We start from the raw sequence: 24311 nt of genomic DNA on the forward strand, positions 1-24311 counted from the left end.
CGCCGCGCGGCCAGCGGAGTCGCACCCGCTACTGCTTCGACACCAGCGTGAGCACGTCGTACGAGGCGACCAGGTCGTCGTTCTGATTGCGGATGACGGCGTCCCAGCGCACCTCGCCGTAGTCGTCGGTCTCACGCGGGGTGATCTGCTTCGCGGTCAGGATGACGCGGATGCTGTCGCCCGGCGAGACCGGAGTGACGAAGCGCAGGTTCTCTAGGCCGTAGTTGGCCAGCACCGGGCCCGGTGCCGGGTCCACGAACAGCCCTGCGGCGAACGAGATCAGCAGGTACCCGTGCGCGACCCGGCCCGGGAAGAACGGGTTGGCCGCGGCGGCCTCCTCATCCATGTGCGCATAGAACGTGTCGCCGGTAAAGTGCGCGAACGTCTCGATGTCGTCCAGCGTCACCTCGCGCGACGCCGAAGCCAGCTGGTCGCCGACCCGCAGCCGTGACAGCGGCTTGCGGAACGGATGCTCGCCGCCGGCCACCGCGGCACCGGGATGCCACACCCCGGTGATCGCCGTCAGCATCTGGGGCGAACCCTGCACCGCGGTGCGCTGCATGAAGTGCAGCACGGCGCGGATGCCACCCAGCTCCTCTCCCCCGCCGGCGCGCCCGGGCCCGCCGTGCACCAGGTGCGGCACCGGCGAGCCGTGCCCCGTAGAGCTGCGCGCGTCGACCTGGTCGAGGAAGAGCACCCGGCCGTTGTACGCGCCGATCCCCGCCAGCAGCTCGGCGGCGACGGCGGGGTCGTCGGTGGCGACACTGGTGACCAGCGACCCGCCGCCGCTGTTGACCAGCGACACCGCCTCGGCCAGCGTGTCGTACCCGATCATGCTGCTGACCGGGCCGAACGCCTCCACCTCGTGGACGGCCTCCGGAGCGCCCGGTCCGAAGCCGACGACGATCGGATCGAGGAACGCGCCGTCGGGCGCCCACCCGCGGGTGCCGTCGGCGCGCACCACCTCGGGGGCCGCCGTGGAGCCGACCAGCAGGGTGCCGCCGGCATCCACCAGCTTGCGCACGCCGCGCAGCACCTCGTCGCGCTGCGCGAGCGAGACCACCGGCCCCATCGTCACGCCCTCGACGTGCGGATCGCCGACCACGACCTTCTCGCTCAGCTTCACGCGCAGCGCGTCGCCGACGGCCGGCATGAGCCCGCGCGGTACGATCGCGCGGCGGATCGCGGTGCACTTCTGCCCGGTCTTGGCGGTCAGCTCCACCATCAGCTGCCGGACGAACGCATCGAAGACCGGGGTGCCGGGGGCGGCATCCGGCCCCAGCACCGATGCGTTGATCGAGTCGGTCTCGCTCGTGAACCGCACCCCGTCGGGCGTCTGCGCCTGCAGCGCCTTCGCCGTCGACGCCGACCCGGTGAACGCCACGGCATCGCCGAGTCGCAGCAGATCGAACACACCCGGCAGCGCCCCCGACACCAGCTGCAGCGCCCCCTCGGGCAGCAGACCGGAGTCGACGAGAATCCGCACCCACGCCTCGGTCAGATGCGCCGTCGGCGTCGCCGGCTTGATCAGCGACGGCACGCCGGCCAGGAACGTCGGCGCGAACTTCTCCAGCGGCCCCCAAGTGGGGAAGTTGAACGCGTTGATCTGCACCACCGCGCCCGGCAGCCGGGTGTACACGTGGCGGCCCAGGAATGAACCGTCCTTCGACAGCGTCTCGGCCGGTCCGTCCAGGTAAATGCGTGCATTGGGCAGCTCGCGCCGCCCCTTGGAGCTGTAGGTGAACAGCACGCCGATGCCGCCGTCGACGTCGATCATCGAGTCGCGCACGGTCGCGCCGGCGGTCTTGGCGATCTCGTACAGCTCGCTCTTGCGCTCGGTCAGCGCCTGGCCGAACTGCTTGAGCAGCAGTGCGCGCTGGTGGAACGTCAGCGCGCCGAGGCTGCGCTGGCCGACGGTGCGGGCGTAGTCCAGGGCACCGGCCAGGTCGACGCCGGCGCTGGAGATGCGGGTGACCTCGGCCCCGGTGGACGCATCGCGCACGACGATCGCACCAGCGTCGTCGACCGGCGTCCACCACGCCCCCTGCAGGTAGCTGGGCAGTGTCATCGTTCGCTCCATTCGTAGAATCCGCGGCCGCTCTTGCGGCCCAGGCGCCCCTCGGCGACCATGCGGCGCAGCAGCTCCGGCGGGGCGAACCGCTCGCCGATCTGGGCGTGCAGCTCTTCGGCGATGCCCAGGCGCACGTCCAGGCCGACGACGTCGGTCGTGCGCAGCGGGCCCATCGGATGCCCGTACCCGAGCTCCATCGCCGCGTCGATGTCGGCGGGAGCCGCGACGCCCTCAGCCACCATCCGGATCGCCTCCAGACCGAGGGCCACGCCCAGCCGGCTGGAGGCGAACCCCGGCGCATCCCGGACCACGACGGCGGTCTTGCCGAGGTCGCCCACCCAGCCCTGCACCCGCGCGGTCACGGCCGGGTCGGTGGCCGACCCCGTGACGACTTCGACGAGCTTGGAGGAGGGCACCGGATTGAAGAAGTGCATGCCGCAGAAGCGCTCGGGGCGCGTCACCGTCTCGGCCAGCGCGTCGATCGAGATCGAGGACGTGTTCGAGGCGAGCACGACGTCGCCGCCGATCACCGCCTCGGCGCGCGCGAACGCGTCGGCCTTCAGCCCGCGGTCCTCGGGCACCGCCTCGATGACCAGGACGCAGCCGGCGAGCCCGCCGGCATCCGTGCCGGTGACCAGCCCCGCCGCGACGTCGTCGACCGGTCGGGCCAGGGTGCCGCGCTCGGCGGAGCGGGCGACCAGGCTCCGGATGCGCGTGGCCGCGGCATCCGCCAGCGGCGCGTCGCGCTCGATGACGACCACCGCCGATCCTGCGCACAGGAAGGCGTGCGCGATGCCGGCGCCCATCCGGCCGCCGCCGATCACACCGACGCGTTCGGGGGTCATCGCCGGTGCCGTTCCAGGAATGCCGTCATCCGGGCGATCTTCGCGGGGCTCTCGAACAGCTCGGCCTGCAGCTCGAGATCGATCGCCGGGTGGTCGTCGCTGAGCAGCGCGGTCTTGGTGTGCCGCACGGCCAGTGGATCGTTCGCCGCGATGCGATCGGCCAGCGCGTGCGCAGCATCCATCAGTTCGGCGGCAGGGTGGAGGGCCGACAGCAGTCCCCACGCCAGCGCCTCGTCGGCGGTCAGGATCCGGCCGGTGTACAGCAGCTCGGCCGCGCGCGCCTCGCCCACGAGTTCGGGCAGGCGCCAGGTGGCTCCGGCGGCGGCGATGATGCCGAGCCCGGTCTCGGGGTTGCCGATGCGCACCTCCGGCGTGCCGATGCGCAGATCGGCGGCGTAGGCGAGCTCGGCGCCCCCACCCAGCGCGTACCCGTCGATCGCCGCGATCACCGGCATCGGCAGGGCGCGGATGCGGCGGAAGACCGTCGTGTTGATCCCCGCCCGCGCGTCGGCGGCGCGCCGCCGACGCAGCTGCGCGATGTCGGCGCCCGAGGCGAACACCCCGTCGGCGCCGGTGATGATGAGGATGCGCGGGGATGCCTCCAGCTCGGCGCACAGCACATGCAGACGATCGACGAGGTCCTGGTCGATGGCGTTGCGCACGCGCGGCCGGTTCAGCATCGCCACGACCCGATCGCCGCGGCGGTCGATGCGCAGCGGTGCAGTGTCGGGAGTCTCCCCCGTGTGCGGCATCCTCGTCGCCCTCCTGCCGGCCCATTGCCCGCGCTAGGAATACCTTACCGATCGTTCAGGAATTCTCCCACCCCGTGCCAGACTGGTGCCGTGAGTGATCTGGCCGGCACGACGGCGCGACGGGGGCGCCCCGGGTATGACCGCGACCAGATCCTGGCCGTCGCCGTCGCCGTCTTCAACGAGCAGGGCTACGATGCCACCTCGGTCGCCCAGCTGGCCGCCCGGCTCGGCGTGAGCAAAGCGGCGCTGTACCACCACTTCGATTCGAAGGAGCAGCTGCTGCAGCTGGCTCTGGAGCGAGCCCTGGGCGGGCTGGAGGGCGCACTGGACGCGCACGCCACCGGCGAGGAGTCGGCCTCGGAGCGCCTGGGCGCCGTGCTGCGCGGGGCCGTGCGCGTTCTGGTCGACGAGCTGCCGTACGTCACGCTGCTGCTGCGGGTGCGCGGCAACAGCGTGATCGAGCGCGCCGCGCTGCAGCGCCGGCGCGCCTTCGACCGGCGGGTGACGGCCCTGGTGCGCGACGCCCAGCGCGAGGGGTCGGTGCGCGCCGACATCGACGCGTCGGTGGCGACCCGGCTGGCGTTCGGCATGGTCAACTCGCTCGTCGAGTGGTACCGGCCCGGCGGCCCGGAGTCGGCCGACCAGCTCGCGCGCGACGTGCTCGCCGTCACCCTGGACGGGCTGCGCACCCGCTGAGAGTCGCCCGTCAGGCGGCTCGCGGGCATCGCCCGCGCAGCGCGCCGACGCCGGCCGCGCCGCCGCCTGGGTCAGGCAGCCGGATCGACCGGCAGCGGGAACAGCTCGTCGATGGCGGCGACGTCCGCGGCCGACGGCCCCCAAGCGGCGGCGGCCGCGTTCTGGCGCACCTGCTCGGGCGTCGTGGCGCCGGCGATCACGCTCGACAGCGCCGGCTGAGCCAGCAGCCACCCGAACGTGGCCTGCAGCATCGTGATGCCGCGCTCATCGCAGAAGGCCTGATACGCCTCGAGCGCATCCCACGGCGCGTTCTGCTGCAGGTGCGGGCGCTGCCGCATGATGCGGCTGTCGGCTGGTCCGCCGCTCCGGTTGAACTTGCCGGTGAGCAGTCCGTTGTGCAGCGGGAAGAATGGGAAGAAGCCCAGGCCGGCGTGGCGCACGGCCGGCAGCACTTCGCGCTCGGCGGCACGTGCGAGCAGGCTGAAGTGGTTCTGCGCCGAGATGAACGGCACGGCGTGGGCTGCGCGCGCCGCGGCATCCGCCTCTATCACCTGCCAGCCGGCGAGATTGGAGTGCCCGATGTAGCGCACCTTGCCTTCGCGCACCAGGTCGCCGAGGGCGTCCAGGGTCTCTTCGATGGGGGTGAGCGGGTCGGGCGTGTGCAGCTGGTACAGGTCGATCCAGTCGGTCTGCAGACGGCGCAGGGATGCCTCGACGGCTCGCCGCACCCAGGTTCTGGAGCCTTTCGCGGCCCCGACGACGCCGGCGTCGTAGCCGACGTGACCGAACTTGGTGGCCAGCACGACCTGGTCGCGCCGGCCGCGCAGCGCGTGGCCGATCAGCGTCTCGGACAGCCCGGGTTCCGCGCCGTACGAGTCGGCGGTGTCCAAGAACGTGACCCCGGCTTCGAGCGCGGCATCCAGCACCGCGGTCGTCCCCTCCTGCGTCTGGGTCGCCGTTCCGGTTCGGCCGAAATTGTTGCAGCCGAGGCCCGTCGCGCTCACCAGCAGGCCCGATGCGCCGACCCGGCGCTGCACAGGATTGGTCACGCCCTCCACGCTAGCGGCAATCCGCGAGATTGCTCCTTCGCAGCCATTGCGGACACCCGGCGAGACAAGTACGGTGGGTGGCTGGGTCATTTCGTAGAAGGCCCGGTCGGCACCGCATTCACGCCCACCGTCCTCGCAGGCGAGGACCCGAAGAAAGGCCAGAGCGATGAGTGATTACAACGCCGCAGTACCCGAAGACTCCGGTGTCCCGCCGCAGCAGCCGCCCGCACCGCCCTACGGCCAGCAGCCGTCCCCCGGCGCGCCCCAGTATGCCGCAGGGCCGGCGGCACCGCTGTCGGCCGAGTCGGACAAGCAGGCCGCGATGTGGGCGCACATCGGCGGAATCGTCGGCTTCCTGCCGTCACTGATCATCTGGCTGATCCTGAAGGATCGCGGCCCCCGCACCCACGTCGAGGGCAAAGAGGCGCTGAACTGGCAGATCACGTTCACGATCATCTACATCGCGATCTGGATCGTCACGAGCATCCTCACCGCGATCGTCTGGGTGCTGGGTCTATTCCTGTGGCTCCTCCCGCTGGCCTGGTGGGTGCTGAACGTGGTCTTCTCGATCATGGGCGGCATGAAGGTGAACGCCGGCGGCAGCTACCGCTACCCGTTCAACTTCCGCATCATCAAGTAGCGCTACACCAGCAGTTCCAGTTCGTCGTCGGCGCCGCGCAGGCCGGCGCCGGCGGCGGACGCCCACGCGCGCAGCCCGCCCAGCGAGCGGATCCGCGGCCGCTGCAGCGCCAGGGCGCGCACGAGCGCGCCCTTGGCGTGCTTGTTGAAGTGGTTCAGCGCGCGCACCGTGCCGTCCGGGCCCTCGGTCACGACCCGCAGATAGGCCGTCGGCACACCGGAGGGCACCGGTCCGAGCGCGACGTACGCCTCGGAGCGCAGGTCCAGGATGAACGAGGCGGATGCCGCCGCCAGCGCCGCCGTCACGGCACCGGCCCACACCCGGCGCAGCGCCGGCAGGCCGGGCAGCGCCGTGCCGGCGGCCAGCCGGTAGGTGGGGATCGGATCCAGCGCGCCGATCGGCCCGAACGGCGCCGAGTGGATCAGCACGTGCGCACCGAGCCAGCGCCGGGCCGGGGCATCCATCGTCTTCGCGTCCAGTGCGTCGAACAGCACCCCGGTGTAGCGGTCGACGGCGGGCAGAGTCGGTGCGGTGCGCAATGCGGCGTTGTGGCCGATGTCGTCGCGCTGGCGCGGCGACAGCTTCAGCACCCGCGCGGCTGCGTCCTCGTCGGCGGCCAGCGCCACCAGCGCGTCGATCACCCGATCGCGCTGGGGCGCCAGCTGCGCCAGAGCGAGCTGATCCACGCGTACGGGGCGGGCGCGGCCGCCGGGGCGCTTGGACTCCGAGGGCGGCAACAGCACCAGCATCCACCTGCTCCTGTCTTCGGGCGCGCGACTGCCCGCCGCAATGACGAGAGCACATCACACGTCGGGCGTGATGTGCTCTCGTCCGGATCGCACGAGGGGCGGCTCAGGCCACCAGCGCGGCCTGGCCCGCCACGATCGTGACCCGGTCGTTCTCGACCGAGACGAACCCGTTCTGGGCGTCTGCCACGATCTTCTCGCCGTCGGTGCCGGTGATGCGCACCTGACCTTCGGCGAGGATGCCCAGCACCGGCTCGTGACCGGGCATGAAGCCGATCTCGCCCTCGACGGTCTTGGCGATCACCAGGGATGCCTCGCCCGTCCAGACCTCGGCCTCGGCCGAGACGAGAGTGACCTGCAGGGCCATGTCAGCCGTTCTCCTTCTGGATCTGCGCCCACTTGGCCTCGACGTCGGCGATGCCGCCGACGTTGAAGAACGCCTGCTCGGCGACGTGGTCGTACTCGCCCTTGACGATCGCGTCGAACGACTCGATCGTCTCCTTGATGGGCACCGTGGAGCCTTCGACGCCGGTGAACTTCTTGGCCATGTAGGTGTTCTGCGACAGGAACTGCTGGATGCGGCGGGCCCGCGAGACGACGATCTTGTCCTCTTCGCTCAGCTCGTCGACACCGAGGATCGCGATGATCTCCTGCAGCTCCTTGTTCTTCTGCAGGATCTGCTTCACGGAGGTGGCGACCCGGTAGTGGTCGGCGCCGATGTAGCGCGGGTCCAGGATGCGGCTGGTCGAGGTCAGCGGGTCCACGGCCGGGTACAGTCCCTTGGACGCGATCTCACGGCTCAGCTCGGTCGTGGCGTCCAGGTGCGCGAACGTGGTGGCCGGCGCCGGGTCGGTGTAGTCGTCGGCGGGCACGTAGATCGCCTGCAGCGAGGTGATCGAGTGGCCGCGCGTGGAGGTGATGCGCTCCTGCAGCACGCCCATCTCGTCGGCCAGGTTCGGCTGGTAGCCCACCGCGGAGGGCATCCGGCCCAGCAGCGTGGACACCTCGGAGCCGGCCTGCGTGAAGCGGAAGATGTTGTCGATGAACAGCAGCACGTCCTGCTTCTGCACGTCACGGAAGTACTCCGCCATCGTCAGGGCCGACAGTGCCACGCGCAGGCGCGTCCCCGGCGGCTCGTCCATCTGGCCGAACACCAGGGCGGTCTTGTCGAAGACGCCCGCCTCTTCCATCTCGTTGATCAGGTCGTTGCCCTCACGGGTGCGCTCGCCGACACCGGCGAACACCGACACGCCGCCGTGGTCCTGCGCGACGCGCTGGATCATCTCCTGGATGAGCACGGTCTTGCCCACGCCTGCACCGCCGAACAGGCCGATCTTGCCGCCCTCCACGTACGGGGTGAGCAGGTCGATGACCTTGATGCCGGTCTCGAACATCGTGGTCTTGGATTCGAGCTGGTCGAAGCTCGGCGCCTGCCGGTGGATGCCCCACCGCTCGGTGACCTCGATCTGCTCACCGGGCTTGGCGTTGAGGATGTCGCCGGTCACGTTGAACACGCGGCCCTTGGTGACATCGCCCACCGGCACGCTGATCGGGCCGCCGGTGTTGCGGACGTCCTGACCGCGGACCATGCCGTCGGTCGGCTTCAGTGAGATGGCGCGGACCAGATCGTCACCGAGGTGCTGGGCGACCTCGAGGGTGATCTCGGTGTGCTCATCACCGATCGTGATGGTGGTCTTGAGCGCGTTGTAGATGTCCGGGATCGCATCGTGCGGGAACTCGATGTCGACCACGGGTCCGGTCACGCGCGCGACGCGACCGACAGCGGTGGTCTCGGTCTCCTGTGCGGCAAGGCTCATGGCTTCTTCTCTTTCGATGGGTTCTACTTGCCGGACGCCAGGGCGTCCGCGCCGCCGACGATCTCGGCGATCTGCTGCGTGATCTCCGCCTGACGCGCATTGTTGCGCAGGCGGGTGTAATCGGTGATGAGCTTGTCGGCGTTGTCGCTGGCCGACTTCATCGCCTTCTGCGTCGCGGCGTGCTTGGCCGCCGAGGACTGCAGCAGGGCGTTGAAGACCCGACTCTGGATGTACACCGGCAGCAGGGCGTCCAGGACGGTCTCCGCTTCGGGCTCGAACTCGTAGAGCGGGTACACCTGCGCGCTCTGGTCGTCCTCGGCGGCCTCGACCACTTCCAGCGGAAGCAGTCGCACCGTCTCGGGAGTCTGCGTCATCATGTTGACGAACCGGTTGTAGACGAGGTGGATCTCGTCCACGCCGCCGTCCTGGCCGCCCTTCTCGAACGCGTCCAGCAGCGTCGCCGAGATGTCTTCGGCCCAGGTGAACTTCGGTGTGTCGGTGTCGCCGACCCACTCACCCGAGTGCTCGATGCGGCGGAACTGGAAGTAGCCCACCGCCTTGCGCCCGACCAGGTAGTAGACCGGCTCGCGGCCCTCCTGCTGCAGCAGCTCGGCCAGTTCGAGTCCCTCCCGCAGGATCTGCGAGTTGAACGCGCCGGCCAGGCCCCGGTCGGACGAGAAGATGACCACGGCCGAGCGCCGGATCTGCTCGGGTTCGCGGGTCAGCGGGTGGTCGATGCTCGAGTGCGTCGAGACGGCGGAGACGGCCCGGGTCACGGCACGCGCGAACGGCGAGGCCGCGCGAACGCGACCCATCGCCTTCTGAATGCGCGAAGCCGCGATGAGCTCCATCGCCTTCGTGATCTTCTTGGTCGTCGCAGCAGAAGCGATCTTCTGCTTGTAGACCCGGAGTTGTGCGCCCATGTCTGTCCTGTGCGCCTAGCCCCGACGGCCCTTGACGATCTTCTCCTGATTGACGTCCTCGGCGTCCGCCGCGTCGACCACGGGGGCGGTCGGACCGTCGTCGGCACCGCCCTGGAACTCGGGGATGAACGCGTCGCAGGCCTTCGCCAGCGCGGCGGCCGTGTCGTCGTCCAGCACGTTGGTCTCACGCAGCGTGTCGAGGATCGTCGTGTTGCGACGGACGTAGTCGATCAGCTCGCGCTCGAACCGCAGCACGTCCTCGACCTCGATCGTGTCGAGCTTGCCGTTGGTGCCGGCCCAGATCGAGACGACCTGCTCCTCCACCGGGTACGGCGAGTACTGCGGCTGCTTGAGCAGCTCGGTCAGTCGCGCGCCACGGGCCAGCTGACGCCGGGATGCGGCATCCAGGTCCGACGCGAACATCGCGAACGCCTCCAGCGAACGGTACTGGGCCAGCTCCAGCTTGAGCGTGCCCGAGACCTTCTTGATCGACTTGACCTGGGCGTCGCCGCCGACGCGCGACACCGAGATGCCGACGTCCACGGCCGGCCGCTGGTTCGCGTTGAACAGGTCGGACTGCAGGAAGATCTGGCCGTCGGTGATCGAGATCACGTTGGTCGGAATGTAGGCCGACACGTCGTTGGCCTTGGTCTCGATGATCGGCAGGCCCGTCATCGATCCGGCGCCGAGCTCGTCGGACAGCTTCGCGCAGCGCTCCAGCAGACGGGAGTGCAGGTAGAACACGTCGCCCGGGTAGGCTTCGCGCCCCGGCGGACGGCGCAGCAGCAACGACACGGCACGGTAGGCCTCAGCCTGCTTGGACAGGTCGTCGAAGACGATCAGCACGTGCTTGCTGTCATACATCCAGTGCTGGCCGATGGCCGAGCCGGTGTAGGGGGCGAGGTACTTGAAGCCGGCCGGGTCGGACGCGGGGGCGGCGACGATGGTCGTGTAGGCCATCGCGCCGGCGTCTTCGAGCGCACCCTTGACAGATGCGATGGTCGAGCCCTTCTGGCCGATCGCGACGTAGATGCAGCGCACCTGCTTGTTCTCGTCGCCGGACTCCCAGTTGGCCTTCTGGTTGATGATCGTGTCGATCGCCAGAGCCGTCTTGCCGGTCTGGCGGTCGCCGATGATCAGCTGCCGCTGGCCGCGGCCGACCGGGATCATCGCGTCGATCGCCTTCACGCCGGTCTGCAGCGGCTCGTGCACGCTCTTGCGCTGCATGACGCCGGGCGCCTGCAGCTCGAGGGCGCGGCGGCCGACCGTCGCGACCTCGCCGAGGCCGTCGATCGGGTTGCCCAGCGGGTCCACGACGCGGCCGAGATAGCCGTCGCCGACGCCCACCGAGAGCACCTCGCCGGTGCGGGTGACCTGCTGGCCGGCCTCGACGCCGGAGAAGTCGCCCAGGACGACCACACCGATCAGTCGCTCGTCGAGGTTCAGGGCCAGGCCCTGGATGCCGTTGGCGAAGGTGACCAGCTCGTTGGCCATGACGCCGGGCAGGCCCTCGACGTGGGCGATGCCGTCGGCTGCGTCCACGACCGTGCCGACCTCGGTGGCCGCTGCTCCCGTGGGCTCGTAGGCCGCGACGAAGTCCTTCAGCGCGTCACGGATGACGTCGGGGCTGATGGAGAGTTCTGCCATTGTCTTCCTTTTGTTCGAGGGGCCTCGGCCCCGAAGTCGCCGTCCGAGGACGGGAAATCTGTGTCAGCCTGCGAGTCGTTGCCGCAGGTCGCTCAATCGGGACGAGACGGTCGCATCGATCACGTCGTCGGCGATCTGCACGCGCAGACCTCCGACCAGGGTGCGATCGATGATGGTGTTGACCGAGATGTCGGTGCCGTAGCTGGACTTCAGCCACGCGGCGAGCCGATCCACCTGGGCCGCGCCCAGCGCGACGGCACTCGTGACGGTGGCGACGGTGCGCCCCCGTGCATCGGAGACGATCCGCTCGGCACGGCCGAGCAGTTCGCGCACCCGGCGCTCGCGCGGTCGCTGCACGACCGATGACGCGATCAGCGCGGTCGCCGCATTCGCGCGGCCGTTCAGCAGCGACTGAACGAGACGCCCCTTCACGGCCTGGTCGCCCAGCCGGCTGCCCAGCGCGAGCTCGAGCTGGGGGTCGGCGGCCACGATGCGGGCGAACTGGAACAGCTCGCGTTCGATGTCGGCCTCCGGCTCCGCGGTGGCTGCGGCGCGGATGGCGAGCTCTTCGACGCCGTCGACGAGGTCGCCCGCGTCAGACCAGCGCTCGCGCACGACCTTCTGCAGCACATCCTGTGCGGTCTGCCCCAGCGCCGCGAACACGGCCGTGGCCACCTTCGCGCGGGCGTCGGGAGCCGAACCCCAGTAGGCCAGCGCGCCGCTCAGCTGCGGCGTGTCGGCCAGGGCGCGCGCCGCGGCGAACAGGTCGCCGGCGACACCGAGGTCGACTCCGGACGCGGCGCCCAGCGCCGCATTCGATGCCGCAAGGGCGTGAGTGGTCGCGCTGCCCATTACTGCGACGCCTTCGCGGCTTCGGATGCCTCGAGCTCGGCCAGGAAGCGGTCCACGACGCTCTGCGCCTTGGCGTCGTCGGAAAGGCTCTCCCCGATGACACCGCCGGCCAGGTCGAGTGCGAGCGTGCCGACCTCGCCGCGCAGCGACACCAGGGTCGACTGCCGCTCGGCCTCGATCTGCGCGTGCGCGGACGCCGTCACCCGAGAAGCCTCGGCGGTCGCGGCATCCTTCGCCTCGGCGACGATCTTCTTGGCGTCTTCGCGAGCGGACTCACGGATCTCGCCGGCTTCCTTGCGGGCCTCGGCGAGCTGCGCCGTGTACTGCTCGAGCGCGGCCTCGGCCTGACGCTGCGCCTCGTCCGCCTTCTCGATGTTGCCCTCGATGGCGGCCGCGCGCTGATCGAGCATGTCCTGCATGCGGGGCAGCACGAACTTCCAGAAGACGACCAGGATCGCAATGAAGCACAGCGCCCCCCAGATGAGATCGTAGATCTCGGGAAGCAGCGGGTTGTTGGTCGTTTCCTGGGTCTCCGCGGCGAGAGTGACAAGAGCCGGAAGCATCCTGTCTCCTTATCTGAAGAGGTGGATCAGTTGTAGCCGAAGATGAAGCCGGTGGCGATGCCGATGAACGCGAGCGCCTCGGTGAAGGCGATGCCGATCCACATCAGGACCTGCAGGCGGCCGGCCAGCTCGGGCTGACGCGCAACGCCCTCGATCGTCTTGCCGACGACGATGCCGATGCCGATGGCGGGGCCGATGGCGGCCAGGCCGTAGCCGACGGTGGCGATCGAGCCGTTCACTGCGGCCAGAACCGTAGTAGCTTCCACGGGTTTTTCCTTTCGTTGGGTGGGGCGGCGGGTGCCGGCCCGCTCAGTGCTCTTCCGCGATTGCGAGCTGAATGTAGACCGCGGTGAGGATTGCGAAGATGTACGCCTGGAGGACGGCCACCAGGATTTCGAACAGGGTGAAGGCGAAGCCGAATGCGAGGGTGCCGGCACCCAGCAGGCTCCAGAAGCCACCTGCGGTGAAGAAGAAGAACCAGGTCGCCGAGAAGAACAGCACCAGCATCAGATGCCCGACGATCATGTTCATCTGCAGACGCAGCGTGAGCGTGACGGGGCGGACGATGAACGTCGAGATGAATTCCAGGATCGCCACCATCGGCTTGATGGCGGTGGGGATGCCGGAGGGGAAGAACGAGTTGCGCACGAACTTCTTCGGGCTCTTCTTCAGTCCCGCGTAGATGAACGTGAAGTATGAGATCACGGCGAGCATCAGCGGGATGGCGATCAGCCCGGTGCCGGCGATGTTCAGGAACGGCACGATGCCGGTCAGGTTCATGAACAGGATCATGAAGAAGATCGTGGTCAGCAGCGGCAGGAAGCGGTCGCCGTCCTTGCGGCCGAGCAGGTCGTGCGCGATGCCGTTGCGCACGAAGTCCAGGCCCATCTCGATCACGCTCTGGAAGCGGCCCGGGACCAGCTTCATGCGACGGGTGCCCAGCACGAACAGCGTGATCAGGGCGAGCGTCGCGAGGATCTGGATGAGGTTGATGCGCGTCAGCGCGAACGCCGTCCCGGCGAAGAGCACCTCTGGCGGGAAGAAGTCGGCGATCGACGGCGGATGGAATCCACCATCAGACTCCGCGGCTTTCGCAATCAGTGTCGCAGCTTGAGTGAACAGCGCTGGCTCCAACTTCGGGGCACCGGTCAGGACCGGGGCGACGATGGTCGATGAGATGAACCCGCACGGCAGCTCAAGCACTCGGGCGTAAGCGGGCGGGTACTCGACTACCCTATCAAACTCGGGGGCTCACGACGGACCGACGGGCCCGAACCCGGCCCCGCGCCTCATCGGCGGTCCGAGTGCGGCGCCTCGTCGTCGGGTGCCTGGGTGGGCAGGTCCACCGCCACGGCCGGAATGCGCATCCGGGTGAGCACGACCACATCGATGACCAGGGATGCCAGGATCCCGGCGACGATCGCGACGAAGAACACCGTCGGCTGGATCCAGGGCTGACCGCGCAGGACGAGCAGCACGACGATGAACACCACGAATTTGAGGATCCAGCCGCCGAGGACGATGCCGAAGAAGATCGGGATGTAGAGCGGATCGCCGAACCAGCGGTTGGCGATCAGGATGCTGATGCCGGTGATGCCCAGGAACAGCGCGGCCAGCACGATGCCGGCCAGGGCGCTGAACAGGCCCGGTGCGCCGGCGACGAGAAAGCCGACGACGGCGCCGATGACGGCCAGGACGGCCGTGCCGATGGCCGACCAGATCAGGGTCGTGCGCAGCACGGGTGTGCTGGTGATCGGGCTCGTGCCCTTCGGATCGGTCAACGGTGCTCCTTCACGGTCTGCGGGTGCGCGGCGGCGTGGGCGGCCCGCGCGGCCCGCCGGCGGGCCGGGGCGAGGGTGACGATCACGCAGGCGATGAACCCGACGACGCCGTAGCCGACGCCCAGCCAGTACGTACCGGGCCAATCATGCCCGACGCCGATGTACATCAGCAGGATGGACAGTCCGATGATCGCCGTCCACGCATAGAAGATCAGCACCGACTCGCGCGTGGAATGCCCCATGTCCAGCATCCGGTGATGCAGATGCTTGCGGTCCGGCGAGAATGGCGACTTGCCGGCGCGCATGCGCCGGAACACCGCCGAGGCGAAATCCAGCAGCGGCAGGATCACCACCGCCACCGGCAGCAGGATCGGCATGAACGCGCCCAGCAGCTGCGAGCGGCCGAACTCGTCCGGGTCGAGGGTCGCGGGGTCGAACTGACCGCTGATAGCGATGGCGCTGGTGGCCATCAGCAGGCCGAGCACGAGGGCGCCGGAGTCGCCCATGAACAGCTTGGCGGGATGCCAGTTCATCGGCAGGAAGCCCAGGCAGATGCCCACCAGCACGCAGGCCATGAACGAGGCCAGGTTGAAGTAGCTGCTGGCGCCCGAGTCGCGCACCACGAAGTACGAGTAGGCGAAGAAGATCACGTTCGCGATCAGGCAGACGCCGGCCACGAGTCCGTCCAGCCCGTCGATGAAGTTCACGGCGTTCATCACGATGACGATCGCGAACACGGTCAGCGTGAAGCTGACCGCGGCCGAGGGCACCGTCATCCCGCCGATGGGCAGCGAATAGATCTGCAGCTGCCCGAACCAGGCGATGATGCCGGCGGCGAGGAACTGGGCGGCCAGCTTGATCATCCAGTCCAGGTCCCACAGATCGTCGGCCAGCCCCACCAGCACGGTGAGCAGGACGGCGGCGAGGATCGCATAGACCTGGCGCGGATTCGACCAGAAGATCTGGAAGTAGGGCGTGAACGCCGAGACGGCGAACGCCGCGACCACCCCCAGGAACATCGCCACCCCGCCCAGCCGCGGCGTGGGCGTGGAGTGCACGTCGCGCTGCCGGATCGCCGGGTAGAGCTTGTACCGCAGGCCGATCCGCCATACGGCCCACGAGAAGATCAGCGTGACCGTCGCGGTGAACAGAATGGTGAAGACGTACTGCTTCACCCGTCACCGCCGGGTGCGGCATCCCTCGCGCCCGCGGTGCGCGAGGCGGGAGCCTCGCCTGACTGGTCCTGGTGCGGCGGGTCCTGGGGCGACACGTCCTGGTGCAGGGCGCCCTGCGGCGGCACGTCCTCGGGCAGTGCGTCCTGGTGCGGCGGCTCGTCGTAGACGGGGCCGCCATGGTTGTGGCCGTCATGGGAGTCGTGCAGTGCGCCGGCCAACTGAGGGTCGGCCTCGAGCAGCTCGCCGAGCACTTCGCGCAGCCGCTCGCGGCTGATCGCGCCCTCGCGCAGCACGCGCACGATCGGGTCGGTGCCGCCGACCAGGCTCGTGACATCCACGATCGTCGACGAGACGCCGGTCTGGCTGAGGCCGTCGTCCAGATAGACGGCGACGCTGTCGCCGAGCATCGCCTGGGCGTCTTCGGCGGCGATGGCGGCGGCCTTGCCGGTGAGGTTGGCGCTGGATACCGCCAGCGGCCCGGTCTCTTCGATCAGCTCGCGAGCGAGGCGATGGTCGGGCATGCGCACCGCGACGGTGCCGTGCGTATCGCCCAGATCCCACGCCAGCGAGGGCTGGGCAGGCAGGACGATGGTCAGCCCGCCGGGCCAGAACGCTTCGATGAGCCGGTCGGCCGGCTCCGGGATCTCGGCGACGAGCGCCTGCATCATCGCGCGGCTGGCCACCAGCACCGGCGGCGGCGACTGCCGGCCGCGACCCTTGGCCGCCAGCAGCGCCGTGACGGCGTCGGGGCTGAACGCGTCGGCGGCGATCCCGTAGACGGTGTCGGTGGGCATCACGATCAGTTCACCGCGGCCGATCGCCTGACGTGCTTGACGCGTGCCGGCGAGCAGCTGGGCCGGATCGGCGCAGTCGAAGAGGGGGGACATGACCCTGACAGTGTAGCGACGAGGGATGGGATGCCGCCGACAGCGGCGGTCGCTCAGGGGCGGATGGCCGTGGTCGCGCGGTCGCGCATCGTGAGGTCGGGGTGGGTCGCGGCGGCGCGCCAGCCGTCCGCCGCCAGGATCGCGCGGATGGGCTCGCCCTGCCACTCACCGTGCTCGATCGCGATGATCCCGCCCGGACGGGCCAGCCGCAGCCCGACCCGGCTGAGCACGCGCACCACGTCGAGTCCGTCCGCTCCCCCGTACAGCGCCTCGTGCGGGTCGAACAGCCGCACCTCGGGTTCGCGCGGGATGGCGTCATCCGGCACGTACGGCGGGTTGGAGGCGACGACGTCGATCGTGCCGTCGAGGTCGGGGAAGGCATCCGCGAGATCGCCCAGGACCAGATGGGCGTTGTCGGTGCCATAGCGGGCGAAGTTGCGCTGCGCCCAGGCGTGCGCGGCCGCGGAGCGCTCGGCGGCCCAGACGTGCGCGTGCGGCACCTCGGTGGCCAGCGCCAGGGCGATCGCGCCGCTGCCGGTGCCGAGGTCCACGGCACGCGGTGCGGGCGTGGGAACGGCGGCGAGCGCGTCGATGGCGATCTGGGCGAGCACCTCGGTCTCGGGTCGCGGCACGAATACGCCCGGGCCGACCTGCAGCTCGAGGTGGCGGAACGGCGCGGCGCCGACGAGGTGCTGCAGCGGCTCGCGCGCGGCGCGGCGGGCGATCAGGCCCTGCAGCTCGTGCGCTGCCGGGGCGTCGAGGGCGTCGTCGCGCAGCGCCGCTGCTTGCACGCCGCCGCGGGACAGACCGAGCACGTGGCCGACCAGCAGTTCGGCATCGACGTCGGGGGCGGGCACGCCGGTCTCGGCGAGGATGCGCGCGGCCGCGCGCAGGGCCGCGTTCACGCTGCGCGGGGGGTGGGGTTCAGGTGCCATGAGCGGCATCCAGCCTAGCGGCGCCCGGCGGTCGCTCGTCGCGGCGGTCGCCCTGACTGCGACGGCCTGCGGCGGCGCCTCCGCCTGGGCGGCGGGCTGCCCGCGCACCGGATCGGGGATCGCCGCCACCACGTTGCCCGCGCACGAGCTCGGGGGTCGTGGTCGACACGTCGGGGGCGACACGACAGGCGGCGGCGTGCCGGCGACGACCCCGATTCCGTGCGCGCCGATGAGCGGCCCCGCCGAGCAAGTAGGCTGAGTGCCTACGCCCCCGTAGCTCAGTGGATAGAGCGGCGGACTCCTAAGCCGCGCGTCGCAGGTTCGACTCCTGTCGGGGGCACCCCAGCGCTCTGCGCCATTGCCCGCGGATTCGGCATGGCCGAATCGCGCCCTCGAACTCGGTCAGGTCATGCGCGGACTCGGTGCCACGGGACCGAGCACGCAGACTTGGCGCTGCGGGACCGATGCATGGCCGGTGGCCCATCGCTTCTCGCGCGATTCACTCGCGCTGTCGTTTTCGACATCCGCGCATGAAACTTTCGGGCGCGGATGTCGGAAACGACCGCGCGAGCGCCTGGCCGGCGGCCACAACATGCGCGCAGGCAAGAAACATACGCACAGGGCCGCAGGTGCGGGGCCGAGGGCCGCGGGTGGCCGCGGCGCGGGTGTGAATCCCCTCCGAATGCGCGCTGCGGGTTGCGCGTCGCGCCGATTCTCGGAATCGTGGCCGGTTCCAACCCCCAAACGGAAGGAAAGCACATGCTGACTCTGACCGAGAATGCGGCCACCGCGGTGAAGTCCATCGTCTCCAACGGTGCGGATGCCGATACCGCAGGACTGCGCATCCACAGTGCAGACGACCAGACGGCGGGCTTCGCGCTGACCATCGCGCCGACCCCGGAGGCGGAGGACGCCGTCGTCGAGGAATCGGGCGCCCGGGTGTTCCTGGACGCCGGTGCAACGCTGGCCCTGAACGACCAGGTGCTCGATGCCCAGGTCGGCGAGGACGGCGCCGTGCGCTTCGACCTCGCTCTGCAGAGCTGACGGCCCCGCAGCGCTGACCGCCCCATAGAGCTGACCGCCCCGCAGCACTGACGGTCCGAGCACTAGCTGCCCTGACGAGCTGACGAGCTGACGAGCTGACGAGCTGACGAGCTGACGAGCTGACGGCGAACGCGACACCGGCCCTGCGGCTATTGGAAGTCGCGGGACCGGTGCGCGACGCCCACCCGCAGGTCTTCGAACGCGTCGGCCAGCAGCGCGGTCACCCCCTCCGGCGAGCGTTCCACGATCCCCCGGGTGATCAACGCCGGCGCGTCGCGCACGATCCGCCGATAACGCTGCCAGACGCCGACCGTGCAGATCACGTTCACGATCCCGTGCTCGTCCTCGAGGTTCAGGAACGTGATGCCGGATGCCGTGGCCGGCCGCTGTCGGTGCGTCACGAGCCCGGCGACCTGAACCCGCCGCCCGGCCTCGTGGGTGCGCAGTCCGCGCGAGGTGAGCACGCCGCGGGCATCGAGCGCGGCGCGGAAGTGGATCAGCGGATGATCGTCGGTCGAGATGCCGGTCGCCCACAGGTCGGCTGAGAGCCGCTCGTAGCTGCTCGGGTCGGCGAACAGCGGCGGCTGCACGGCCACGATCGAATCGGGCAGGAACTCAGCACGGTCCGCTGCGGCGGCGCCGGCCAGCCAGATCGCCTCGCGGCGACCCAGGCCCAGGCATTCGAACGCCCCGGCCGTGGCCAGCGCCTCCAGCTGGGCGGCGGTGACCCCGACCCGGCGCACCAGGTCGCGCATGTCGCGGTAGTGCCCGCCCGCCGCACGCTCGGCCACGATCTTCTCGGCCAGAGCCGTGCCGATGCCCTTCACCTCGGCCAGCCCCAGCCGCACTGCGAACGCCCCGTCGCGCCGATGCGCGGCCGATTCGTCGGGTGCGGCGACATCGAACGACGGCACCGGCGGCTGGACGCGGGCCAGGCACGAGTCCATCCCCGTCACAGGGCCCGCATCCGTCCCCACGGCGCCCGGCGCCGCTTCCGCTCCGACCGCACCCGGCTCGACGACCGGGTGCGCGTGTGAGCGGTGCAGATCGGGCCGGCGCACCTGCACGCCGTGCCGGCGCGCGTCGGTGACGAGGCTCGCCGGCGAGTAGAACCCCATCGGCTGGGCGCGCAGCAGTCCGGCCAGGAACGCCGTCGGGTAGTGCAGCTTCAGCCACGAGCTGGCATAGACCAGCAGCGCGAACGACAGCGAGTGCGACTCGGCGAACCCGAAGTTGGCGAACGCCTGGATCTTCGCGTAGATGGCATCGGCATCCTCCCCCACCAGTCCGTTGCCGGCCATCCCGGCGTACAGCTTCTGCTTGATCGATTCGATCCGCTCGATGCCGCGCTTGGAGCCCATCGCCCGGCGCAGCAGATCGGCGTCCTCGCCGCTGAGCCCGCCGATCGCCATGCCCATCTGCATGAGCTGCTCCTGGAAGACCGGGATGCCCAGCGTGCGCTCCAGCACCGGCTCCAGCTTGGGGTGCGCATAGGTGACCTTCTCCTGCCCCAGCTTGCGGCGCACGAACGGGTGCACGGCGCCGCCCTGGATCGGGCCGGGACGGATCAGCGCGATCTCGATGACCAGGTCGTAGAACCGGCGCGGCTGCAGGCGCGGCAGCAGCCCCATCTGTGCGCGCGACTCGACCTGGAACACGCCGATCGAATCGGCCCGGCACAGCATGTCGTAGACGGCCGCTTCTTCTTTGGGGATGGTCGCCAGCTCCCACACCTCGCCGGTGGATCCGCGGACCAGGTCGAAGGTGTGCTGCAGCGCTGCGAGCATCCCGAGCCCGAGCAGGTCGAATTTGACCAGCCCCATCCACGCCGCGTCGTCCTTGTCCCATTGGATGACGGTGCGGTTCTCCCTCCGCGCGTGCTCGATCGGCACCACCTCGCCGACCGGCCGGTCGGTGAGCACCATGCCGCCGGAGTGGATGCCCAGGTGCCGAGGCGCCTTCAGCAGCCGGCCGGCGTACTCGATGACCTGATCCGGGATGTCGTGGCCGCCGTCGCCGGACCGTGCCGAACCCGCGCCCGGCCCACTCCGGGCATCGCCGGCACGCTGCCCCCAGGCCCGGGGCACGGGGCCCCAGCGCTCGACCTGCTTCAACCAGGCGTCCTGCTGCCCCGGCGAGTGGCCCAGCGCCCGGGCCATGTCGCGGATCGCGTTCTTCGGCCGGTATTGGATGACGTTGGCCACCTGCGCGGCGCGATCGCGGCCGTAGGTCGCATAGACCCATTGGATGATCTCTTCACGGCGGTCGGCGTCGAAGTCGACGTCGATGTCGGGCTCTTCTTCGCGCATGCTCGACAGGAACCGCTCGAACGGCAGGTCGTAGGCGATGGCGTCGACGGCGGTGATGTCCAGCAGATAGCAGATCGCGCTGCTCGCCGCCGACCCGCGCCCCTGGCAGAGGATGCCGCGGCGGCGCGCCTCCTGCACGATGCCGTGCACGATCAGGAAGTAGCCGGGGAAGTCCTTGGTCTCGATCACGTCGAGCTCGTGCGCGATGCGCCCGCGGCCTTTCGCCGTCAGGTCGGGGTACCTGCGGGGCACCGCATCCCACACCAGCTGCCGCAGCCAGCTCATCGGCGTGTGGCCAGGTGGCACCGGCAGCTTCGGCAGCGCGGGCCTGGCCGCGCGCAGCGGAAAGGCCAGCTCGTCGGCCAGCGTCACGGTGTGCGCGATCGCGCCCGGGTAGCGGGCGAAGCGGCGCTGCATCTCGGCGCCGCTGCGCAGGTGGGCGCCGGCATGCACCGGCAGCCAGCCGTCCAGCTCGTCCAGGCTGCGCCCGGCCCGCACCGCAGCGACGGCAGCCGCCAGGTGCCGCTGGCGCGGCGTCGCATAGTGCACGTTGTTGCTGGCCAGCACCGGCAGCCCGCGGGCGGCGGCCAGATCGGCGAGCAGATCGTTGGCGGCGTCGTCGCGCGGGTCGCCCTGGTCGATCAGCTCGACGTGCACGGCGTCCCGGCCGAACAGGGCCACCAGCCGGTCGAGCTGGGCCGCGGCGGCGGCCGCCCCGCCGGTCAGCCCGCCGTCGGCGAGGGCGCGGCGCACGGCGCCCTTGCGGCAGCCGGTCAGGATCGCCCAGTGCCCGGCCGCCTGCGCGGCCAGCTCGTCCAGGTCATAGACCGGGCGGCCCTTCTCGGCGCCGCGCAGCTGCGCGTGCGTGATCGCCGCGGCCAGCCGGTGGTACCCCTCCTGCCCGCGCGCGAGCACCAGCAGGTGCGCGCCGGCCGGATCCGCCTGCCCCGCTTGCCGCTTCGGCAGCTCGAGCGACAGCTCGGCGCCGTACACCGTCTTGACCTGCCGCGGCGCCGCGGCCTCGGCGAACCGGACGATGCCGTAGAAGCCGTCGTGATCGGTGATCGCCAGTGCATGCAGGCCGAGCCGTTCGGCCTCTTCGACGAGCTCTTCCGGGCCGGATGCCCCGTCCAGGAACGAGAACGAGGAATGCGCGTGCAGCTCGGCATAGGGCACCGCGTCGACGGGCCGTTCCAGTTCCGGCGGGAGGTACGGGCCGCGCTTGCGCGAGAACGCCGGGCTGTCCTCCGCGCCGGCGGGGACGCTGCTCGGGCGGCGCCGGTCGCTGAGCAGCCGCTCGAAATCGGACCACGGGATGGCCGGGTTGTCGAAGCCCATCAGTCGTACCTGGCCTCGGCGGCCCACCGGCCGTCCTCGCAGATCAGCAGCCAGGCGCTCTGGTCGGCGTCGACGACCTGGAATCGGTGCGCGCGACGGGCCCGGGCCCGGTCCCACCCGCGCTCGTCGACGGTCCACGGCCCCGCCCACGACACGATCGCGCGGCGCCGGCCCGCCTCGGTCAGCTGCGCGGGCGGCGCGCTGAGCGCGCCGCGCTCGTCGACGTCGACGGGCAGCCCCCCGTCGGCCGCGACATCCACCGCCTGCGGCTGCGGAAACACCGTCGCCGGCAGCGGCGCCGGCAGGCTGCCCGGCCATGGCCGGGAGCGATCCTGCGCGATGACGCCCCGATCCCCCCACGGCACCAGCACCTGCCGTTCGGCCAGCCACCGGCCGCCGCCGATCTCGGGGGTGAGCACGCCGCGATGGCCGAGCATCGCCTGCACCCGTGAGAGGGCGTGGTGCACCTTCTCTCCCCCACTGCCGCCGAAGATCGCCGGCTGGTGGACGGATGCCGCATCCACCCGCTCCGGCGCGATCCGCACCGCGGCGACCGGGCCGCGCAGCACCTGCGCCTGGGCGTCTTCGCCGAGCTGCCAGCGCACCCGGTCGACCACGGCGGCGGCGTCGAACGAGCCGGGATGCAGCCACACCCGCTCGCTGCGCCGGCCGCGCTCATCGGTCAGCTCGACGCGCAGCTCGGTGCACACCAGGCCCCGCGCGCCCAGTCCGGCGATGAACTCGGCCGCGGCGATGCGCATGCCGAACGCGACCTGCTCGGCCAGTTCCAGCGGCGGCTCGAACGGCACCTCGCGATCCAGCTCGGGCGGCGGCACGCGCGGCGTGACCGGCCGGGAGTCGGCGCCGGCGGCCAGGTCGTGCAGGCGCGTGCCCCGATCGCCGAACCGCTCGCGCACCCGGTCGGCTCCGAGGGCGACGAACGCGCCCAGGGTGTGCACCCCGAGCCGGCCGAGCAGATGCGCGAGCTCGGGGTCGTCCAGCGCCGTCACCGGCAGCGGCGCCAGGAACGCCGCCGCCTGACCTGCCGGCACGACGCGCACGGGGTCGTCGGCCCTGGTGGCGCGGGCGGCCCGGGCTGCGGTGAACGGCCCGTCGGCCACTCCGGCGCGCACCCCGGTCAGCCCTGCACCCTCGGCCAGCGCGTCGAGGATCGCGCAGGCGGCGGCGTTCTCGCCGCCGTAGTAGCGGGCAGGTCCCCGAGCGCGCAGGGCGCACAGCCCGGGGCGGATGATCTGCACCCCCGGGGCGAGCTCTTCGATCTGCGAGACGACCGGGCTGAACGCGCGCTGGTCACGGACCGGGTCGGCAGGCACTATCTGCAGCCGCGGACAGCGCGCCTGCGCGTCACGGCGGCGCTGGCCCCGGCGCACCCCCTCGGCCCGGGCGGCGACCGAGCACGCCACCACCGTGTTGCCGTGCACGATCGCGATCACGGCGTCGGATGCCGCATCCGTCGTCTGCTCCCGCAGGAACGCCGTGACCGGCCAGTCCGCGAACCACAGCACCAGGCTGCGCACGACATCCATCTAGCCCACCGCCCGCATCGGCGCACGCGGGGGCTCGGACCAGGATGCCGCCGTCAGCGCCCCGGCCTCGTCCGGCAGCAGCATCCGGGCCCGGCGCGGTGCGGGCCGGTATCTGCTGGTCACGCTCACGGTGAGGGCGCGGCGGGTGAGGTAGCCGTGCCCGTCCCCCACCCCGGACCACTGCGGGGCGTCGATGCTCAGGGATGCTTCGGCCTGCGGCCACCTCCCCTGCACGAGCAGCACGGTGCCCTTCTCGCGCAGTCGCGCGCTCAGGCGTGCGATCTCGGCGGTGCCGGCCCCCGAGCGCGGGCGCACCGCCACCACCGGCAGCACGTCGGCCACGGTCGCCGTCACGGCGAGCCAGCGCGGGCCCGGGTCGGGGATCAGCACGAGCCGGGACAGGTCGACCCCGAGCGCCTCGGCGGCCTCGGCGCCGAGCTCGGGCATCCCGACCACCGCGCACCACGACCCGGTCTGCGAGGGGCGGACCAGCAGCGCGAGCAGCAGCGAGGCCGAGGGCGACACGGTGTATGCGGCCCCCGGCCGCAGCCCGCCCCCGGGCAGCAGCTCGGCCAGCGCCGCAAGCACGGGCAGCACCGGTGCGTCCAGCCGCCGCCCCTGCAGCTGCTCCAGCCGAGTGCGCAGCCGTGAGACCTCTGCCGCCGATGCGCCCATGGTCGTCCTCACTTCTACA

At 70.9% G+C, this 24311-nt stretch carries 22 protein-coding genes, 1 tRNA gene and 1 pseudogene; 4 read left to right on the top strand and 20 right to left on the bottom strand.

Translation table 11 applies throughout. The features are described 5' to 3' along the window. Nucleotides 1-28: 28 nt before the first annotated feature. From paaZ to ABD705_RS05225, 3 genes are read right to left on the bottom strand one after another with little or no spacing between them, the layout of a single operon-like run. Entirely contained in the window at nt 29-2068 is a 2040-nt protein-coding gene (paaZ, locus tag ABD705_RS05215; protein ID WP_344781267.1) for a phenylacetic acid degradation bifunctional protein PaaZ, read from the bottom strand. Beyond that, entirely contained in the window at nt 2065-2916 is an 852-nt protein-coding gene (locus tag ABD705_RS05220; RefSeq protein ID WP_344781269.1) for a 3-hydroxyacyl-CoA dehydrogenase family protein, read from the bottom strand. The genes paaZ and ABD705_RS05220 overlap by 4 nt, the downstream gene beginning before the upstream one ends. Continuing rightward, nucleotides 2913-3668, bottom strand: a complete 756-nt coding sequence (locus ABD705_RS05225) for an enoyl-CoA hydratase/isomerase family protein (RefSeq protein ID WP_344781271.1) — start codon at nt 3666-3668, stop codon at nt 2913-2915. The genes ABD705_RS05220 and ABD705_RS05225 overlap by 4 nt, the downstream gene beginning before the upstream one ends. A gap of 90 nt (nt 3669-3758) precedes the next feature. Here ABD705_RS05225 and ABD705_RS05230 point away from each other — a divergent pair, with 90 nt between their 5' ends. Then, nucleotides 3759-4364 (top strand): TetR/AcrR family transcriptional regulator, encoded by a 606-nt coding sequence (locus ABD705_RS05230; protein WP_344781273.1) that lies wholly within the window; start codon nt 3759-3761, stop codon nt 4362-4364. A gap of 71 nt (nt 4365-4435) precedes the next feature. On the opposite strand, the gene ABD705_RS05235 is transcribed toward ABD705_RS05230, so the two are convergent. After that, a complete protein-coding gene (locus ABD705_RS05235) occupies nt 4436-5413 on the bottom strand; it encodes an aldo/keto reductase (protein ID WP_344781275.1) in 978 nt (325 codons plus the stop codon). A gap of 166 nt (nt 5414-5579) precedes the next feature. Here ABD705_RS05235 and ABD705_RS05240 point away from each other — a divergent pair, with 166 nt between their 5' ends. Beyond that, a complete protein-coding gene (locus tag ABD705_RS05240) occupies nt 5580-6053 on the top strand; it encodes a DUF4870 domain-containing protein (RefSeq protein ID WP_344781277.1) in 474 nt (157 codons plus the stop codon). Between the two features lie 2 nt (nt 6054-6055). On the opposite strand, the gene ABD705_RS05245 is transcribed toward ABD705_RS05240, so the two are convergent. From ABD705_RS05245 to prmC, 13 genes and pseudogenes are all read right to left on the bottom strand, one after another. Continuing rightward, on the bottom strand, nt 6056-6802 hold the full coding sequence (locus tag ABD705_RS05245; protein WP_344781279.1) for a YaaA family protein: 747 nt from the start codon (nt 6800-6802) through the stop codon (nt 6056-6058). Nucleotides 6803-6905: 103 nt separating this feature from the next. Beyond that, nucleotides 6906-7166, bottom strand: a complete 261-nt coding sequence (locus tag ABD705_RS05250) for a F0F1 ATP synthase subunit epsilon (RefSeq protein ID WP_344781281.1) — start codon at nt 7164-7166, stop codon at nt 6906-6908. Nucleotide 7167: 1 nt separating this feature from the next. Continuing rightward, nucleotides 7168-8616, bottom strand: a complete 1449-nt coding sequence (gene atpD, locus ABD705_RS05255) for a F0F1 ATP synthase subunit beta (protein WP_344781283.1) — start codon at nt 8614-8616, stop codon at nt 7168-7170. A 23-nt stretch (nt 8617-8639) separates the two neighbouring features. Next, nucleotides 8640-9539 carry a F0F1 ATP synthase subunit gamma gene (locus ABD705_RS05260; protein WP_344781285.1) on the bottom strand — a complete coding sequence of 300 codons (900 nt, stop codon included), beginning with the start codon at nt 9537-9539 and terminating at the stop codon, nt 8640-8642. A gap of 15 nt (nt 9540-9554) precedes the next feature. Further along, entirely contained in the window at nt 9555-11186 is a 1632-nt protein-coding gene (gene atpA / locus ABD705_RS05265; protein ID WP_344781287.1) for a F0F1 ATP synthase subunit alpha, read from the bottom strand. Nucleotides 11187-11249: 63 nt separating this feature from the next. Continuing rightward, nucleotides 11250-12038 (bottom strand): F0F1 ATP synthase subunit delta, encoded by a 789-nt coding sequence (locus ABD705_RS05270; RefSeq protein ID WP_344781289.1) that lies wholly within the window; start codon nt 12036-12038, stop codon nt 11250-11252. After that, entirely contained in the window at nt 12038-12601 is a 564-nt protein-coding gene (locus ABD705_RS05275) for a F0F1 ATP synthase subunit B (RefSeq protein ID WP_344781290.1), read from the bottom strand. The genes ABD705_RS05270 and ABD705_RS05275 overlap by 1 nt, the downstream gene beginning before the upstream one ends. Before the next feature lie 26 nt (nt 12602-12627). Then, on the bottom strand, nt 12628-12867 hold the full coding sequence (gene atpE, locus ABD705_RS05280) for an ATP synthase F0 subunit C (protein WP_029146158.1): 240 nt from the start codon (nt 12865-12867) through the stop codon (nt 12628-12630). 43 nt (nt 12868-12910) lie between these two features. Then, nucleotides 12911-13753, bottom strand: coding sequence for a F0F1 ATP synthase subunit A (gene atpB / locus ABD705_RS05285; protein ID WP_425562034.1), 843 nt, complete (start codon nt 13751-13753; stop codon nt 12911-12913). 137 nt (nt 13754-13890) lie between these two features. Then, nucleotides 13891-14382 carry a Cg1360 family ATP-synthase-associated protein gene (locus ABD705_RS05290; protein ID WP_344781291.1) on the bottom strand — a complete coding sequence of 164 codons (492 nt, stop codon included), beginning with the start codon at nt 14380-14382 and terminating at the stop codon, nt 13891-13893. After that, entirely contained in the window at nt 14379-15557 is a 1179-nt protein-coding gene (locus ABD705_RS05295) for an MraY family glycosyltransferase (protein WP_344781292.1), read from the bottom strand. Before ABD705_RS05295 ends, ABD705_RS05290 begins: the two co-directional genes overlap by 4 nt. 218 nt (nt 15558-15775) lie before the next feature. Next, nucleotides 15776-16444 (bottom strand): annotated as a pseudogene (locus ABD705_RS05300) (L-threonylcarbamoyladenylate synthase); the annotation flags it as partial. A 53-nt stretch (nt 16445-16497) separates the two neighbouring features. Continuing rightward, nucleotides 16498-17379 (bottom strand): peptide chain release factor N(5)-glutamine methyltransferase, encoded by an 882-nt coding sequence (gene prmC, locus ABD705_RS05305; protein ID WP_344781293.1) that lies wholly within the window; start codon nt 17377-17379, stop codon nt 16498-16500. Between the two features lie 267 nt (nt 17380-17646). On the opposite strand from prmC, the gene ABD705_RS05310 reads away from it, so the two are divergent. Together ABD705_RS05310 and ABD705_RS05315 are read left to right on the top strand one after the other, a co-directional pair. Beyond that, a tRNA-Arg gene (locus tag ABD705_RS05310) sits at nt 17647-17719 on the top strand. Nucleotides 17720-18138: 419 nt separating this feature from the next. After that, on the top strand, nt 18139-18423 hold the full coding sequence (locus ABD705_RS05315) for a Fe-S cluster assembly protein HesB (RefSeq protein WP_344781294.1): 285 nt from the start codon (nt 18139-18141) through the stop codon (nt 18421-18423). A gap of 149 nt (nt 18424-18572) precedes the next feature. Here ABD705_RS05315 and ABD705_RS05320 read toward each other — a convergent pair whose 3' ends face one another. From ABD705_RS05320 to ABD705_RS05330, 3 genes are read right to left on the bottom strand one after another with little or no spacing between them, the layout of a single operon-like run. After that, a complete protein-coding gene (locus tag ABD705_RS05320) occupies nt 18573-22070 on the bottom strand; it encodes an error-prone DNA polymerase (protein ID WP_344781295.1) in 3498 nt (1165 codons plus the stop codon). After that, nucleotides 22070-23617, bottom strand: coding sequence for a DNA polymerase Y family protein (locus ABD705_RS05325; RefSeq protein WP_344781297.1), 1548 nt, complete (start codon nt 23615-23617; stop codon nt 22070-22072). The genes ABD705_RS05320 and ABD705_RS05325 overlap by 1 nt, the downstream gene beginning before the upstream one ends. Continuing rightward, complete coding sequence (locus ABD705_RS05330) at nt 23618-24304, bottom strand: hypothetical protein (RefSeq protein ID WP_344781299.1); 687 nt, start codon at nt 24302-24304, stop codon at nt 23618-23620. Nucleotides 24305-24311: the final 7 nt, after the last annotated feature.

This window comes from Microbacterium kribbense, assembly GCF_039537285.1.
GTDB classification, from domain to species: Bacteria; Actinomycetota; Actinomycetes; order Actinomycetales; family Microbacteriaceae; genus Microbacterium; species Microbacterium kribbense.